This is a genomic window from Salinispora sp. H7-4, assembly GCF_013416675.1.
Lineage (GTDB): Bacteria > Actinomycetota > Actinomycetes > Mycobacteriales > Micromonosporaceae > Micromonospora > Micromonospora vitiensis.
On the sequence record NZ_JABZED010000002.1, the window covers coordinates 65,734 to 81,416 of the forward strand.

The following is a 15,683-nucleotide window of genomic DNA, read 5'->3' on the forward strand; positions in this document are numbered from 1 at the left end:
TCTGGGGTTGCTGCCCCGGACGTCAGGGACGGTGGGGAGTGGCTGATGCGCCACCGACCCATCGAAGGTCTTCGCCGGAACACACGTGCGAAGGCAGGCTCCTACTTGTGGCGGAACCCAGGCGGTGATGGCGGAACGGGCGGGGGTCGGTGAAGGGTGGCCGGCCGAGGACGAGTTCCGCGACCAGGCGAGCGCTGCCGGGCCCGGCTATAAAGCCGCTGCCACCGTGGCCAGCACAGACGAACAGATTCTCATCGATTTGATCCACGATCGGCATTCCATCCGGTGTCTCGGGCCGAACCCCACTCCAGGCGCCGCCGATCCGGGCCTCCGCGAGGGCAGGCACGAGCTGGATCGCCCGGCGGGCGACGACGCCGTCCAGACCAGGCGGATCCGGTTGCCACGCGTGCTGCCACGACGCGCCGATGAGGAGCACCCCGTCGGGCCGTTGGTGCAGCAGCAGGCCGACGTGGGCCTCCGCCGGGTCCTGCGCCGCCACCTGTGCGAGCGTGGGGACGGTGAGCCGTGCACGTACCGGTTCACCGACGATGTGGCGCAATAGGGGTGGGTGGGGCGTGGTCCGCAGCACGCGGCCGCGGACACCCATGATCGGCAGGTCGGGACGGAGACGGACGCTGTGCCGGCCTGCGGCGAGAATCACGGTCCGGTAGGTCACACGGTCGCCCTGGACGGTGCGGAGTTGCCATCCTCTGGCCACCCGGATCAGTTCCACGACGGGTGATCCGCCGCGCACGGCAACGCCCTGGGCCCGCGCCGCCTCGGCGAGCAACGCGATGAGGCGGCGCGGGTCGATGCGGCGGGCTTGCGGGAGCCAGACCGCGCCCCTCACCGCGGGCCCGAGCGCGGGTTCGCACGCCCGGGCCTCCGCGGCGCTCAGCGGCTCCCCGTCGTCGCGGACCGCCTGCGCCGACGCGGTGTCGAGCACCAAGGCACCGCAGGGATCGCGGTCCATCACCTCGCCCGCATCCTCGGCGGCGAGTTGCTCATACCGGGCCACGCTGTCGTCGAAGAGCGGCCGTAGCGGACCGGCGGGTGGGACGAGTTGTCCGTGGGCCTCGGCGGAGGCACCTCCGCCGGGATGGCCTGCTTCCCACAGGGTGGTGGCGGCGCCGGCGGCGGCGAGGTCGTGGGAGACGCAGAGGCCGACTACGCCGCCGCCCACGACGGCGACGTCCGCGCTGATGGCATAGCTTTCCTTCATCAGAGGCCACCTTCCGGGAACGCTTTCCGCGCTTGTCTCCTGAGGACTGACGTGAGACACGGTTTCGGAGAACGGCCGTCAAGGCCCGATGCCCTCACCGAACGGCCACCGCGGCGGTAACGTTGACGGGATGCATGCCCCGGCCGACGTCCGTGTGGCCCAGACGGACGGCAGCCTCAGCCAGGTGGTGGGCCTCGACGGCAGCGTCCCGCAGGGGCATCCCGCGGGCCATCAGCACGGTCAGCAGGGAGGAGTGTGCGCACCCGGCGCCGTGTTCGCACCCGGTCCCGTGCCGGCCGCCGGGGATCGGGTGGTGGTCGCGGCCGTCGAACAGCCAGTCTCCACCGCCGGTCAGGGAGTCGGTGACGAGTACGGCGCTCGCACCGGCCCGGTGCAGTTCCTCGGTCAGTCGTGCCGGTGACCACTCGGATCCCGCACCGGCCAGCAGGCGTGCCTCCGCAAGGTTCGGGGTGATGACCGTAGCGACCGGAAACAGGTGGGCGCGGACAGCAGCGAGTCCCTCAGCACCCGCGTCGAGCGGCGATCCCGAGGCGGCGACCAGCACGGGATCGACCACGATCGGCGTACCGAGCCCGGACAGGCGCTCGCCGAGCAAACGCATCAACGCCGCGCTCCAGGTGGCGCCGACCTTAACCGCGTCCGTACCGATGTCGTCGAGAACCGCGTTGAGCTGGGCGGCCACGACGTCGAGCGGCACAGTGTGCCGCATGCGGATCCCCTCGGTGTTCTGCGCAGTGACGCCGACGAGGACGGTCGAACCGTACGCGCCGAGCGCCGTGAACGCCTTCAGGTCGCCCTGGATGCCGGCGCCGCCTCCGGAGTCCGACGAGCCGATCGACAGGCAGCGCGGTCGTGCGCTCATCTCACCCGACCCCGACTCGGTCGGTGAGCTGCCGGACGGCGGCGTCGAGGGCCGTCGGGAACGCCAGTCCGTCCTCGTAGTCGAGGTAGGTCACGGGGGCGACCGCGGAGAGCCCGGCGATCAGAGCCGCCGGTTCGACGCCCGGCTCGCGTAGCAGCACGGTGGGCCGGCCGAGCGCCGAGGCCCAACCAATCTCGACGTGTGTGCCGGGCGACACCGGATGGCCGGGGAAGGCGACGAACAGGTCGCACTCCTGCATCCAGGCGAAGTCGCGGGCCGTGCAGACGTCGGCGGCGACCATGGCCCCGCCCCATCCCTCCTGCCGGTGGGCGCTGAGAGTGCGCCACCCGCGCTGTGTGAAGTGCTCGATCAGCCGCTCGTAGCGGCGCTGGTGAGCGGGGTCGACGAGGCCGGTCGTGGCCTGCACCAGTCCCTTGAACGGGCCGCCGATGAAGACGGTGGGAATCTCAGACACGACTGTTCTCCGGGGAGTCAAGAAGCTGCGGGAAGCGGTGCGCGAGCAGCGCTCGGTATCCGGTGGGGAGCCGGCCGAGCAGGCCGGGATCGGTCGGTTCGCCGTGGCGCACCCGGCGGTACAGCTCGAACACGGTGAGCACGTGCTGCCAGTACGGGTCGAGGCCGAGCCCGTCGAGGTTGACGTCGGTCAGCCGTACGCTGTTGTGCCGTAGGCGCTCCTCCCAGGCCATCACCTTCGCCACCGCGGGCCGGCAGTCCCCCACCGGCAGCGGCGGCATGGCGGGGCCGGGCGGCTGCGGGTCGGCGGCCAACAGCCGGCGCGCCGCAGGCTCGTCCGGGTCGTACAGGTGCAGGGAGCCAACCATGTGCGTGTACTCGCCGACGTCGACGCCAAGCCGGCAGGCCATGGCCTCCTGGAGGACGGTGAACGAGAAGACGTCGCTGACCATGCCTCGGAACGCGTCGTTGGCCCGCATGTAGCCCACGGCGTGCAGCCGCCCGTCGCGCAGTAGGAACTGCAGCGCCAGGGTGCACGCCACATCGAGGTTGCCGGGGAGCAGGAGTTCCTCGGGCTGGTAGATCTGCACCACGGCCCGCTTGGAGTCGGGATCCTCGGCGAGCACCGAGGCGACCGAGTCCCACTGATCGATCCGATCGATGCCGAACCGGCGGATCCGCGGCCCGTACGCGGTTCCGGTCAGCCGGACTCCGTCGGCGGAGTAGCGCGCGACCCGGGGCGCGTAGTAGGCCAGGTAGGACAGGTCGTCCCGGCCGCTCAGGTACCACAGCACCTCGGCGAGGTTGAAGACGAGGTTGCTGCGACGTACGGGATGGTGCACCAGACGGCGGCGCGGGTCCGCGACGGTGAACGAGACACCAACGCGCTCACGACTGCCGAAGCCCCGGGGGGCATTGCGGTATGCCGGCTCATGGAGAAGCGCGGCGAGGTGGTCGCGGTATGCCTCCTCGAAGCCAGCGTATCGGTGCAGCGGCGTGTTCACAGCAGGTCCTCGGGGTAGGAGGCGAACATGTCGCGGTGGGATCCGGTCGGCCCACCGGCACAGGGGCAGTCGAGCTCGTCGCCGCGTTCGTCGCGGTCCGCGAGCCCGGCACGCAGGATCTCCTCGAACTGCTCGCGCCCGCGCCCGATGGCGTTCCGAGACCGAGCACGGAACTCCTCGGGGTCCTGCTCGGACTCCTCGCGCATGTCGTGATACGAGTCGATGGCCACCGTGACGGCGGCGTAGTGCCGCCGCCGCAGCCGGGCCAAGGTGAACTCCGGATCCATCGTCTGGCCGACGATCCGGGCACCGAGCCGGTCCATCAGCTCCAGCTCGGCGAGGGTCTCGATGCGGGCGAAGCCGTAGAAGCCGAAGTAGACCCCGTCCTCGTGCACCCGGATGCCCGCCCGGCGGGCGCCACAGATCAGCAGGTTCCGCAAGCGTGGGCAAATGGAGGGGATGACGTGGGCGTTGGAGAACCTACTGCCGGCCGGGGGCAGCGACAGCTGCGGCCCGCTGAACGTCACGAGGTCGTGCGGAATCACCAGGTCGCCGCCGCGGACCGTCTTGTCGATGCCGCCGACCACGTACGTGCCGATCACGTGGTCAACGCCCAGGGAGTCGAATGCCGCCTGGTTGGCCTGGTACGGGATTTCCCAACTCGGCGTACGGCGCCCGGGAAAGCGGCCGTACAGGAAGTGGGTGTCCACCCCGTGTAGCCGACCACTGAAGAGACGGTCGACCGGACCGTAGTCGGTGATCACCCGCCTTTGCTGGAACTTCTCCTCGCGGATGATTCGGTCAGCGCGGAGTACCACACCCAACTTCACCTGTTCACCTCGTTCGGTCCGGGCGCCGGCGGAAGGGCCAGCGCACTGATCTCTGCCGTGAAGCGGGAAACCCACCCGTGTGGCGGGTGGACGAATTGGTAGCACGCGACATCGCCCGCCAGCGCAGCGACGGCCTCGGTGACCGGGGGGTCGCCGAGCGCGGCGAGCAGCTCGGGACGCCGCCGATCCGCAGCGGGCTCACGGTAGCGATCTAGCAGCGCGACCGCATCGACGCCGGTGAGCCGCCGTAGGTTCGGTACGACCGCCGGATCGCACCGCAGTTCCACGACCGCGTCCACGGTCAGATTGGCGCGCACCTCGCAGCCCAAATCTACGGCCTCGTTCGGGAGCAGGAACCTCTTGTCCGGCGTCGAAGCCGAGCCGGGATGCGCGCGGGCGGCTTCGGCCAGCGTGGCGGCGGTCAGGGGCGGGACGTGGTCGGGCAGCGAACTCAGTCGGATACCGATCGAACGTGGCCCGCCCGTCGCCGTCCAACGCCGGTCGCGATGCCAGAGCAACACGTCGTCGTTGGAGACGAAGACACCGCCGAAGCTGCGGACAAGGCTGAGCGCCGCGGTGGTCTTGCCGGCCCGCTTGTTGCCGACCAGGACCAGACCGCGGCCGCGGGCCCCCACCGCGGCGCCGTGCACGGGCAGGGCCCCGCGCCGCACTGCCTCGGCACGGTCGAGGGTTCGCAGGTAGCGCAGCGCGAACAGCGGCAGATAGGCCGGATCCTCGCAGCAGACGTGCATCTCGCGGTTGGGCACCGACCATTCTGGGACGTGTGCGGGCTCTCCGCCGGTCGCCGCGACGACCGGTGTGCCGGGCAGGCGGTCGTGGAGCCGGACCATCCACGCGGTCGGGTCCGGGGCAGCCGGCTGGAAGAACGGCGCGGCGAGCGCGGCCAGCCGGTGCACGGCGTCGGCGTCGCCGGTCAGCCGGTAGGCGGCCACCGCCGATCGCACGTCCAGGCCAGGCCGGCGTCCGGTCACCACGCCGGCTCCCCGCGCCAAGGCAGCCGGTCGAGGATCACGTGCGCTTCGCGGGCGAACTCGGTGTCGCCCGTACGGCCGGCGGCGACGAGGGTGGACACCGCGCAGCACAGTCGGGCATACGTGAGCAGCACCGGGTCGGGCTCCGCCGCGCCGCCGCCCGCACGGTATCCGGCCAGCAATGCGGGATGACCGCCGGAAGCCGTGGCCTCCCGGTCCCAGATCCGCTCCAGGTCCAGTTCGGGCGGGCCCGTCTCGGCCCGCTCGAAGTCGAAAAGCAGCGTCGTACCATTGGCCGCGGTCCCGATGTTGCGCAGCGAGAAGTCGCCGTGCAGAAGTACCACCGACGCCTTTCGGGCAGCGGACCCGGCAGCCGTCACGACTGCCCGGGCCCAGTCGCCATCCAGGCGGAAGCGCAGCCGGTCGTCGAGGTAGGGAGACACTTCCTGCAGCCGCGCCAGCAGGGCGTCGTAGGCCGCCGGGCCGACCTCCCGAGGTACGAGGCCAGCCGGAGGTGTCACGGCGTGCAAGGCACCCAGCCGCTCGCCCGCGGCACGCAGGCCGTAGGGGTCGGCCCGAACCGGCCCGAGGTCACGCCAGGCGAAGCAGTTGTACTCCGGGTAGTCGCCCGGCCCGCCAAGCGCACCGCCGCCCAGAAACGGCACTGCCATCCCCGGCGGCAGGGCGCGGGCGACGGCGCGCTCGGCCTGGGCCCGGTCGGGGCGGGGGTAGCACTTGACGAACGCGGGGCCCGACGCCACCTCGGCGCGGAACCAGGCGTTGGCGGACCGATCCTTTTCCCGGGTGGCGCGGATCTGCCGGACCGCCGTGGCGTCGAGCCGCTGCCCGACCCGGCGCACCAGGGCGGCCGGCACTTCGGTGACGAGTGAGACGCCAGGCGTCATGCGGATGGCGACGGACGGACGATCTCGTAGGGACGGTCGCCCTCCTGGAAGTGGACGAGCTCCCGCAGCCGCGCATCGTCCGGCTCGTCCCCGGCCACGAGGACCACGAGCTTGTCGTCGTCCTCGTAGAGGCGATGTACCACGGCCACGCAGACGCCCTCGGCCTCGGCCACGGGGGTGTCCACCCCGACGAGGTAGGCGTCGAGGTTGTCGCCGTCGGGCGCGGTGACGCCCGGCAGGTAGCCGTAGTTCAGCTCGTACCGGAAGCCGGCGCGGGGGTGCGCCGAACCCAACGGTCGGTCGACGACGACGCGGACCGGTACACCGAGGTATGCCTGCGCCAGGTGCAGGGAGGTCTCGCCCGGTTCGGTGGCTCTGCCCATGGTGTCCTTCTCCGTGAGGTCAGCCGCGCTGCGGTTTGCCGATCCAGGTACACAGGTAGTCCATGTGGACCAGCCGCTTGTCGGTGGGCACCTGCGGTCGCTGGGGGAAGACTTGCGTGGGTGCGATGTCCTTGGGGCAGTACGGGTCCCGGGCGAACAGCGAGCGCTCGCCGGTCTCGTGGGCGTGGTGCAGGTACGAGCGACCGGCGCAGCCACCGCGGCACTGCTGGATCAGGTCGCAGCCGGCGCAGCCAGGGATGGCCTCCGGGTTGGCGTTGCGCCGACGAAACGACTTGAACTGCGGCGACTGGACGATATCAGCGAGGTCGTCAACGCGCAGATCACCGAACTTGTAGTCGTGGAGGTAGACGCAGGGCGATACCGGGATCCGGCCGTCAGGCGTGATGGAGTGGATCCGGAAGGAGGTCCGCCCGCACGGGCACCCCTTGGCACCCTGGTAGTCGGTGACCGCCGCGATCGGCGGCTCGCCGAGGTCAACGGGACTGCACCGGGACATCAGATACGAGAATCCGTCGTAATACTGCTCGGCGCTGAGCAGCGACTCCATGTGGGCCGCCTCGACCGGCTTGATGGGATTGATCCGGATGTGGGCGTCGTACTGGAGCGCCATCTCCACCATGCGTTCCAGGTGTCGGCGTGTGAAGTTCCAGTTCATCCCGCACATGATCATGGTGTGGTCGAGGTCGTACTGCTGCGCCAGTTCCAGCGAGCGGATGGCCTGCTTGAAGATTTTCGCACCGCGGTTGGCGTTGTGCTCGTCCTCGAACGGCGAGTCGAAGCTGACGTCGAGGTCGTTGAGCCGCCGCCACTGCTTGTTGTGGTCCCGCTCCAGGTGCAGGGCCGTAATGCCAGACGTGGTCAGCCCGACCAGGATCCCAACGTTCACGAGCCGGTCGATGATGTACGGCAGCAGCGTGTCCCGCGGGTTTGGGCCGTTGGTGAACAGCGGCTCGTTACCGCCCAGGTTTACGGTCTCGACGCCGATGCTCACCAGTTGATCAACAATGCGGTCGACGATCTCGACGGAGAAGTTCATGCCCTTCTCGCGGGCCGACATCGAGTAGCAGTGCGTACAGCGGTATGGGCAGTCGTTGCCCAGCGTCCACCCGATGTTGAGCGGGGTGGCCGGGCACTCCTCGAGTTCCTCGTGCTCGATCGGTCCGACCGGGCGCTCGAAGTGCTCCTTGGGATTGATGGAGCCGAGCAGCACGGGGGCCTTTGGCCGTTCCCACGGCAGGGTGGGCGTGGTCGGCTGGTGCGGGGCTGGGGTCATGCGGGAACTCCTCGTCAGCAGATGAACGGATTCGGTTCGCCGTCGTAGACGAGCCCGGCGGTGGCGTAGGCCCGGGACACGGAGAGCCGGAAGTCGTCGTACCAACGCGCCGTCCGGGATAGCTCCGCGTCAGTCAACTCGGCCACTTCCTGGCGCAGCCGCTCGATCGGGCCGCCGGCAGACACGACCGACATGACGAGCGCGAAGAAATCCAGGTCTGCCGAGCGCAGCGCCATGCCGAGGCCGTGAAACTCCCGCAGGGACTCCGGATCCAGGGCCTTGGGCGCCGAGACCGGGTCGATGGCTTCGTCGTAGACGACCGTGTGGGCCTTGTGCCAGGTCTTGAGCGCCTGGTAGACCAGCTCGACGGCCGGATCGGTGAGCGGGTACTTGTTGTTGCCCAGGCCCTGCGGGTCTCCGAGGAGCTGACCGGTGCGAGACAGGCGGCGGGTGAAGTTGGTGCCGTTGGCGGCATACATCTCGGTGAAGATGCCTTTCGAAACAGTCCACCGATAGTGCCCCATGAGCGCCAGATTCTCGGCCAGTTCACTCAGGGTAGTCCGGTCGTCGAAAAGAATGTGGCCGGCCTGCACATAGATGCCGTACTGCTGGAAGAGGTCGAGGGCACGACAGTTCTGTGCGACGTCGGCGCGTTTGGCCATGCGGCGCAATGCGCTCTCGGCGAAGTTCTCGATTCCGCAGGAGAATGAGAAGAAGCCGGCCCGCGAGAGTTCCGCCACGACCGGCTCAGTGACCCGGTCCGCGCGGATGGAACCGCGCAGCCGGGGCCGGATGCCGCGCCGGCTGACCTCGTCGGCCAGATCCGCGCACCACTGCTCGTCGCGCGGCGGCTCAACCAGACTGTCATCAATGATCTTAAAGTGGGTGGCGCCCTGACCCATAAGGCACTCAAGCTCGTCCACGATGCGCGGGATGCCGCGCTGGCGCCACGTCGCGCCGCCGCCGACCCGTTCGAACGCGACGATCGAGCAGAACGTACAGCTCGCCTGACATCCGCGGGCGGTCTGCACATGGACCAGGCTGCGCCGGCGCAGTGTCAGCGCCAGCGTGTCTCGGGCAGGGTCGGGCAGGTCGTCCATCGGCACCTTCGCCGGCGGCGGCGCATGGTGGGCTAGGCCGTCTGCGGTCAGCGTGCTCAGGCCAGGGATCTCGGTGAGTGCGGGAGTGCCGGACGCCAAATGCCGCGCGACTGCCAGGATGGCCTGCTCCCCCTCGCCACGGACCACCGCATCAAAGCCGGCCTGCAGGAACTCATGTGCGTGGAAGGTCGGGCCGTACCCACCGGCCAGCGTGAACGGGCGGGCGCCGGCGAGTCTGACGAGGTTGAGCGTCTCAATCGCCCGAGCAATGTTCGACCGGTAGCAGGCGAAGCCAACCAGCCCCGGCGCGTGCCCGGCGATCCGCTCCGCGAGCTGCGCCGCGGTGAGACCCTCCAGCCAGCCGTCGACGATGACGACCCGCCATCCGTCGGCGCGCAACACCGCGGCGAGGTAACCGAGACCGAGGTTCTCCTCGGCGGTCCGATGGGTCACCGGCGCGGGTGTGCTCAGGACGATGGGAAGGCCCGCACGGGTGTCTGCCGCCACAGTCCGCCCTCTCGATCGTCGTTGATCATGCTTAAACACCCGACGGACTGCGCCGTCCACGCATGCTATTGCGCTCTGTCGGAGCGCACATAATGCCACCCGTTCGCAGGCATGGCAAGGCACCCCGGAACGGAATCCGGAGAATGAACAGGGACCACGATGCCAGCGGCAAAGGTCGATGTGGTAACAATCACAACCCCTGGACAGGGTCCCTGTCTGGATTATCATCCAAACAGGATGCGGACCGTTCGACGCATTGCGCGATTTGCTGTGTCCCGTCGATGGCGGAACCGCATTTTGGGAGGCCATCCCGCTGTTTGTACGCGGAGGGAGGTGATGACAATGCGCCAGGTTCTCATGTTACTCCGCCCGCGGCTTGACAAGATCCGTACGCAGGACAAGCCCAAGTCTAAGGAGCGCTGAGTTCGAGCGGGTGCCGTCTCCAGACCCGTTCAGGGGCGGCATCCGCGCCTGCCGCTCCGGCCAATACACCCGTGGACCACCCGTGTGGAAGGAAAAGTCAGCACCCTATGGACGCCACCCCTCAGATCCCGGTCATTGGTGTCGTCAACAACCGTCTCCGCACGACCAGCCTGTGCTTGGCGGTGGCGTACGGGTCACGGCACGATCCCGCGGGCAACGGCGGGGTCGCCCACCTGCTAGAGCATCTACTCATGGCCGCCCCGGACGGCGCCCAGCCGTCCTTATGCGAGCGGATCGAGCGCCTCGGTGGCCAGGCCAACGCCGAGACCGGACTGGAGATTATGCTCTTCCACCTGCGCGTTCACGCCGAGGACGCAGGAGAGGCCGTCGGCTGGCTGGCGGACAGCGTGCTGCGTTCCGCACTGACCGACACCGCCCTGGAACAGGAGCGTGCGGTGGTGTTGCAGGAGCTCACCGCCGCTGGCGCGGATCCCTGCGACACCGTGCAGGACGCGTTCTTCGGTGCACTGTTCCCCGGCCACCCCCTCGGCCGGCCGGTCGGCGGAAGCGCCGAGCAGGTCCGTTCCATCACCCAGTTCCAGGTACGCGAGGTGTACGAAGAGCGATTCCTGGCCGCCCCCATGTCGCTGACCGTCGTAGGCCCCGAGATTCCCGACACCGCGCACCGGATCCTCCGGCAGCGCTCGGAAGACAGCGCGCGGCTCGAGGTCGCGCTGTCACCGGAGGTCGTCGCAGCCCCGCCGGCCTGGCCGGACGAGTTCGCCTGGATCTGCGTGGGTAGCCGTTGCGCCGCGGCCGGGTCCTCAGACGGGTATGCGGACACGGTCCTGGCCAGCCTATGCGGCGCCAGCCCCTCCTCCCTGCTGTATCGGCGGCTCCGCAACGAGCAGGGCCTTGCCTACTCCTTCGACGCGTGGTCACGCGGGTACGCCGAGAGCGGCGCCTGGCGGATCCTGGCCGGTGTGGAACCGGTCAACGGCGACCGGCTCCTCGACGTCATCCGGACCACCCTCGACGACCTCGCCACCGCCGGTCCGGACCCCAACGACCTGCTCGCCGCCCGCAGACAGGCGCAGATGCAGCTGATCCTCGACGGCGAGGCACCGCTGGAGTACGCACGCCGGCTCGGGCAGCGTACGCGGGCAGGCGCGGTGCCGTGGTCGCTGGAGGAGGACCTAACCCGGCTCGGCGCGGTCACCGCCGAACAGGTGTGCGCCGCCGCGCGACGTATCCGCGACAGCCTTGTGACGGTCGTCCGCCCGGAACCCCGATGACCGCACCACATGCCCGCTATCTGAGCGCAGCAGCCAACAGCGGCCTGCTGCACGAGCTCGACAGTCTCGTCCTCGTCGCCGGCACGCTGACGGAACCGGTGACCGGGGAGACGCAGTGCCTCGTCGAGTACTGCGATCCCGGCCTCGTTACGGACGCGCGGCGCCGGCGGCGGCTGGTGCGTCACCTCGCGGAGAGATTCCCGGAGGCCGATCGGGCCGTGGTGCGCGTACCAGCCCCGCAGGAGCCGCCGTCGGGCTGGTCACCGTACCTGACCTATGTGCGGCACGGGGCACGGCCCGGCACCGAGGCGTTGGCCCAGCCACCCGTCCGGCCGGCTGAACCCGCGGACGATGCGCGAATAGCGAAGTGGATGGTACAGGCATTCTTGGCGGCGGCCGGCGGGTCCGCGCCGGCCGAGCGGCTGGCTGAGCTGGCCGAGCAGATCCTGGCCGCGCCGGACCGGCTCTCTTATCTGGTCGGCACCCGGGACGAGCCGGCCGGTCATGCGATTCTGCTGCTGGAGAGCCACGACCAGGTCACCGGCGAAGACTTCGTGGAACTGCTCGATGTCCTCGTGGAACCGGCCACCAACCGGGCTGCGCGCGAGGCCCTCGTGGCGGTGTGCGTCGCCACCGCGGCCGCGGCCGGACTCCCCCTCGTGGGTCACGTGGTCCACGGAGCCGACCCGGGTGTCGGCGACCGCGTCGTCAGTTCACTGACCCGCAAGGGTTGGCTTGTCGACCACCATTTTCACGCCGTACCCCTGGAGAGCAGCATCGATGATCGCTGACGGCATCACCATCGAGCTGCTCTATCGGCTCCTTGGCCTCGACGAGCACCGCAGCCTCCGCGCGCTGCTGCGGGCCGCCCGGGAAGCCTCGGTCGCACTGCCCCACCTCGTCCTGTCCGTGGCCGAACACGAAGGCATCGTCCTGGGCAGCGGATCGGCGGACGAGCTACGCCGGGCCCGCCACCGTGCCGCCGGCTACCGGCACTTGCTGGCGCGGGCCCGAGAGGCGGGTGAGGTCCGCGTGGTCAAAGGTCCCTCCCTTGCCGACCGCTACCCCCCGGGCCTGGTGCGCCCGGTCGGGGACCTGGACCTAGTCGTCGCCGACGAGGTCGTGCTGTGGCGCGTCGTCCGTGCCATGCTCCGGGACCAGCCGGTGGAGCACATCGACATCTCCGTCCTGCCGGCCGCGGACGCCCCGCACCTGATGGTGGCGCTGAGCCGGCCGGCCGACGACCCTCTGCTCGACCGCGACGTCAAGGTGGAAGTCGGCACGATGGCGTTCGGCGGGAATTTCGTCAGCGTGCCATTACGCCCGGCCCTGCCGGCGGACACCTGGCTTAGCGACCTACTGAGCCTCGCCGAGGAACGGTTCCAGCGAGAGTTCACCGCCAAGGACGCGATCGACGTGCTAGTCCTCTTCGGACCCAGTCAGCCGGTCGCGGACGACGTCACCCTCGTCGCCAGCGCCGACCGATTCCTGCTGGCACCCGAACTATCCGAACTGCTCACCTACACCGCCGACCGGGCAGCCGCCGCCCACCTCGCGCAACTCGCGCAGACGCTTTCCGGGGCCGTTGCGCGCGAGACGACCCGGCGGGACGCTGGGATCGCGAGCGTCGACGGAACCACAGCGACCCGGCCCCGCTATGGCATGCCACTGCGCCGCGTGCCGGACCGGCCAAGCTGGGAGCGGAGCCACTTCCATCAGGCCGCGCCGGACCTCACCCTGCTCCGAACCCCGGTGCTGGACGCGCTACTCGTAGCGGACGAACTCGTGGATCCCGAGCTGTACGAACGGGCTCAGGCTGAGCTGGCTCTCCTCGACGTCCAGGCTGGCAGTCGGTAGCCGTGTCCATGGTGCAGACACGGAATCTCACCCGCCGGTACGCCCTCCGGCAGGGCGAGCGCACCGCGCTGGACGGGCTCACCCTCAACATCGAGGCGGGAGAGGTCTTTGGGCTCCTCGGCCCGAACGGCGCGGGCAAGACCACCCTGGCGCGGATTCTCACCACGCTGCTGCTGCCAAGCGCGGGAACAGCTCAGATCCAGGGCTACGACGTGGTGACCGAGTCCCGGCAGGTGCGCAAGCGCATCGGCCTGCTGGTGGGTGGCGACCGCGGGCTCTACAGCCGGCTCACGGCCCGCCAGAACCTGGCCTACTGGGCCGCCTTGCAGGGGCTGGACGGGCGTACCAGCCGGCGGCGCACCGGCCACCTGCTCGACCATCTCGGCCTCACCGAGACGGCCGACGAGCGGGTGGAGACCTTCTCCCGGGGCATGGTGCAACGCGTCCACCTGGCCCGGGCTCTGCTCACCGAGCCGGCCGTCCTGGTCATGGACGAACCCACGAACGGTCTAGACCCGCACGCATCCCTGGCCTTCCGCAACGTCGTACGGCAACTGAGCGCGGACGGCACGACCGTGCTGCTCACCACCCACGACATGCCCGAGGCCGAGGACCTGTGCTCGCGGGTAGCGTTGATCGACCACGGGCGGCTGCTCCGATCGGGTACGCCCAGCGACCTACTCGCCGGCCTCACCGCGCCGCGCATCGTGACGGCACTCCAGGTCGACCCGGCACTGGCCGCCTCGATCGGGCGGGTGCCGCGGACCTCGATCGTGTCGTGCGACGCCGGCCAGGTCACCGCCCACGTGACAGACGACATCGCGCTAGCCAAGGTACTGGCCCTGCTGGCGGAGGCACAGGTGACTGAGATGTCCGTGACGCGACCCGGTCTGTCCGATGTGTACCGCGCTATCATCCGGGACCGAGACTTCGCGCTCTGATGCTCGTCCTCGCCCGTACCCAATGGCAGCTGATCGTCCGCAGCCCCGGCCTATTCGCCGTGCTGCTGGTGACTCCGCTCTACTCGGTGGTGTTCTTCTCCCTGGTCCGGCACCACCGGGGCGCGACAGCAGCCACGGCGGTGGCGCTGACCGCGTTCGGCATGAGCATGTGGTCACACGCAGTCTTCGTCGCATCCCGAGTGGTCGACGACGACCGCATCGAGGGGACCCTGGAGTACTCGCTACTGACGCCGGCGACCTATCTGGTCTCACTCGTGTTCCGGGTGACCGTCAGCAGCGCGCTCAGCCTGCCCGTCCTCGGTGAAGTTCTGTTGGTCGGCCGGCTCTTCGGCCTGCCGACCAGGCTGGCAGACCCGCTGTTCTGCCTGCTGGTCGCGGTCATTCTTGTCATCGGTACGGCCGGAGCTGCTCTGCTGGTCAGCGGCCTTTTGGTGCTGGTCCGCGCGGCCCGCACCATGCAGAACACCCTGACGTACCCCTTCTATTTGCTGGGCGGACTCACCCTGCCGGTGTCCTGGCTTCCGCCGCCCTTCCGCTGGGTGGCCGACTGCTTCTTCCTCTCCCACGGATTCCAGCTCCTGCGGGACGCGGCGGCGGGAGACCTGGACGCGCCGGCTGCGCGGCTAGGTGTGCTACTCACGCTGACCGTGGCACAGGTGGCCGTCGGCGTCTTGATGCTCCGCCGCGTCCTGCGCTCGGCTCGCAGCGGCGCCGTGCCTCTGCATCACTGAGGAGAACCATGCGCTTTGCCGTCCCCGCTCCCCTGCGCGGTCTTGGATACGGGGTGGTCGCCGCCTACGCGGACTACCGCGCCATGTTCACGTGGCGTTCCTGGCTGTTCGGCTGGCTACTGCGTCTTCTCTGCCAGGTGATGTTTTTCGCGACGCTGGGCCGCCTGGTCGGCTCGCCCGGCACAGACGGCTTTCTCGCCGTCGGCAACGCCGCCGTCCTGGCATCGTTCGGTACCCTCGGTGTCGTCTCGTCCACCGTTGCCGAACGGCGCGGGGGCACGCTGCAGTTCCTTCTGCTCAGCCGGGCCGACCCGTACTTGGTCATGGCGTCCCGCGGGCTGTACTGGGTGGCGGACGGCATGATTACCGCCATGGTCGCCCTGTGCGCGCTCCCTCTACTCACCGCCCGGCAGGTGCACTATCCGGGTCTACCGGTAGTTTTCGCGATCGAATTGCTGATGGCGGCGAGCACCTACCAGCTGGCACTCGCGCTGTGCGGCGTGAGCTTGCGTTGGCCGGAGAGCCGCACCTACCTGACCGCCGGCGTCACCATCGTGATCCTCGCCCTGTGCGGCGTCAACTTCCCCACCCCCGCCGACGGGTTCGCTCACGCCGTGGCGCAGGTGCTTCCGGTCAGTCACGCCATGCCCGCGCTGCGCGCCGCCGTGGACGGCACCCCGGTGCCGATGGCGCCGCTCGCCGGCGAACTGCTGGTTGCCGCCGGCTGGGGCCTGCTTGGCTACCTGTCCCTCACCTGGTCGCTGCGGCACAGCGTCCGTGCCGGGACACTCGCCCTGCACTAACCTCGGCCTTCCGCTACG

General features: G+C 69.6%; 16 protein-coding genes. 6 read left to right on the plus strand and 10 right to left on the minus strand.

The window, feature by feature from the left end; genetic code table 11:
- Positions 1–22: 22 nt before the first annotated feature.
- From H0524_RS00330 to H0524_RS00375, 10 genes are all read right to left on the minus strand, one after another.
- A complete protein-coding gene (locus H0524_RS00330; RefSeq protein WP_180196864.1) occupies positions 23–1,222 on the minus strand; it encodes an FAD-binding oxidoreductase in 1,200 nt (399 codons plus the stop codon).
- A gap of 94 nt (positions 1,223–1,316) precedes the next feature.
- Positions 1,317–2,105, minus strand: a complete 789-nt coding sequence (locus H0524_RS00335) for a bifunctional hydroxymethylpyrimidine kinase/phosphomethylpyrimidine kinase (protein WP_180196865.1) — start codon at positions 2,103–2,105, stop codon at positions 1,317–1,319.
- Position 2,106: 1 nt separating this feature from the next.
- Entirely contained in the window at positions 2,107–2,580 is a 474-nt protein-coding gene (locus tag H0524_RS00340) for a nucleoside 2-deoxyribosyltransferase (RefSeq protein WP_218941191.1), read from the minus strand.
- A complete protein-coding gene (locus H0524_RS00345) occupies positions 2,573–3,583 on the minus strand; it encodes a thymidylate synthase (RefSeq protein ID WP_180196867.1) in 1,011 nt (336 codons plus the stop codon). Before H0524_RS00345 ends, H0524_RS00340 begins: the two co-directional genes overlap by 8 nt.
- The gene (locus H0524_RS00350; protein WP_180196868.1) at positions 3,580–4,413 is read right to left on the minus strand and encodes a hypothetical protein; all 834 of its coding nucleotides are present in this window, start codon (positions 4,411–4,413) and stop codon (positions 3,580–3,582) included. Before H0524_RS00350 ends, H0524_RS00345 begins: the two co-directional genes overlap by 4 nt.
- Positions 4,410–5,408, minus strand: a complete 999-nt coding sequence (locus tag H0524_RS00355; RefSeq protein ID WP_180196869.1) for a hypothetical protein — start codon at positions 5,406–5,408, stop codon at positions 4,410–4,412. The genes H0524_RS00350 and H0524_RS00355 overlap by 4 nt, the downstream gene beginning before the upstream one ends.
- A complete protein-coding gene (locus H0524_RS00360; protein WP_180196870.1) occupies positions 5,402–6,310 on the minus strand; it encodes a phosphotransferase in 909 nt (302 codons plus the stop codon). The genes H0524_RS00355 and H0524_RS00360 overlap by 7 nt, the downstream gene beginning before the upstream one ends.
- Complete coding sequence (locus tag H0524_RS00365; RefSeq protein WP_180196871.1) at positions 6,307–6,693, minus strand: inorganic pyrophosphatase; 387 nt, start codon at positions 6,691–6,693, stop codon at positions 6,307–6,309. Before H0524_RS00365 ends, H0524_RS00360 begins: the two co-directional genes overlap by 4 nt.
- Positions 6,694–6,712: 19 nt before the next feature.
- Complete coding sequence (locus tag H0524_RS00370; RefSeq protein WP_180196872.1) at positions 6,713–7,987, minus strand: radical SAM/SPASM domain-containing protein; 1,275 nt, start codon at positions 7,985–7,987, stop codon at positions 6,713–6,715.
- Positions 7,988–8,001: 14 nt separating this feature from the next.
- Complete coding sequence (locus H0524_RS00375) at positions 8,002–9,540, minus strand: B12-binding domain-containing radical SAM protein (RefSeq protein WP_218941192.1); 1,539 nt, start codon at positions 9,538–9,540, stop codon at positions 8,002–8,004.
- Between the two features lie 584 nt (positions 9,541–10,124).
- On the opposite strand from H0524_RS00375, the gene H0524_RS00380 reads away from it, so the two are divergent.
- From H0524_RS00380 to H0524_RS00405, 6 genes are read left to right on the plus strand one after another with little or no spacing between them, the layout of a single operon-like run.
- On the plus strand, positions 10,125–11,312 hold the full coding sequence (locus H0524_RS00380; protein ID WP_180196873.1) for a pitrilysin family protein: 1,188 nt from the start codon (positions 10,125–10,127) through the stop codon (positions 11,310–11,312).
- Positions 11,309–12,103 carry a hypothetical protein gene (locus H0524_RS00385; RefSeq protein WP_180196874.1) on the plus strand — a complete coding sequence of 265 codons (795 nt, stop codon included), beginning with the start codon at positions 11,309–11,311 and terminating at the stop codon, positions 12,101–12,103. Before H0524_RS00380 ends, H0524_RS00385 begins: the two co-directional genes overlap by 4 nt.
- The gene (locus H0524_RS00390) at positions 12,093–13,169 is read left to right on the plus strand and encodes a hypothetical protein (RefSeq protein ID WP_180196875.1); all 1,077 of its coding nucleotides are present in this window, start codon (positions 12,093–12,095) and stop codon (positions 13,167–13,169) included. The genes H0524_RS00385 and H0524_RS00390 overlap by 11 nt, the downstream gene beginning before the upstream one ends.
- Before the next feature lie 8 nt (positions 13,170–13,177).
- A complete protein-coding gene (locus H0524_RS00395) occupies positions 13,178–14,110 on the plus strand; it encodes an ABC transporter ATP-binding protein (RefSeq protein ID WP_180196876.1) in 933 nt (310 codons plus the stop codon).
- The gene (locus tag H0524_RS00400; protein WP_180196877.1) at positions 14,110–14,862 is read left to right on the plus strand and encodes an ABC transporter permease; all 753 of its coding nucleotides are present in this window, start codon (positions 14,110–14,112) and stop codon (positions 14,860–14,862) included. The genes H0524_RS00395 and H0524_RS00400 overlap by 1 nt, the downstream gene beginning before the upstream one ends.
- A gap of 8 nt (positions 14,863–14,870) precedes the next feature.
- Positions 14,871–15,665, plus strand: coding sequence for an ABC transporter permease (locus H0524_RS00405; RefSeq protein ID WP_180196878.1), 795 nt, complete (start codon positions 14,871–14,873; stop codon positions 15,663–15,665).
- Positions 15,666–15,683 lie beyond the last annotated feature (18 nt).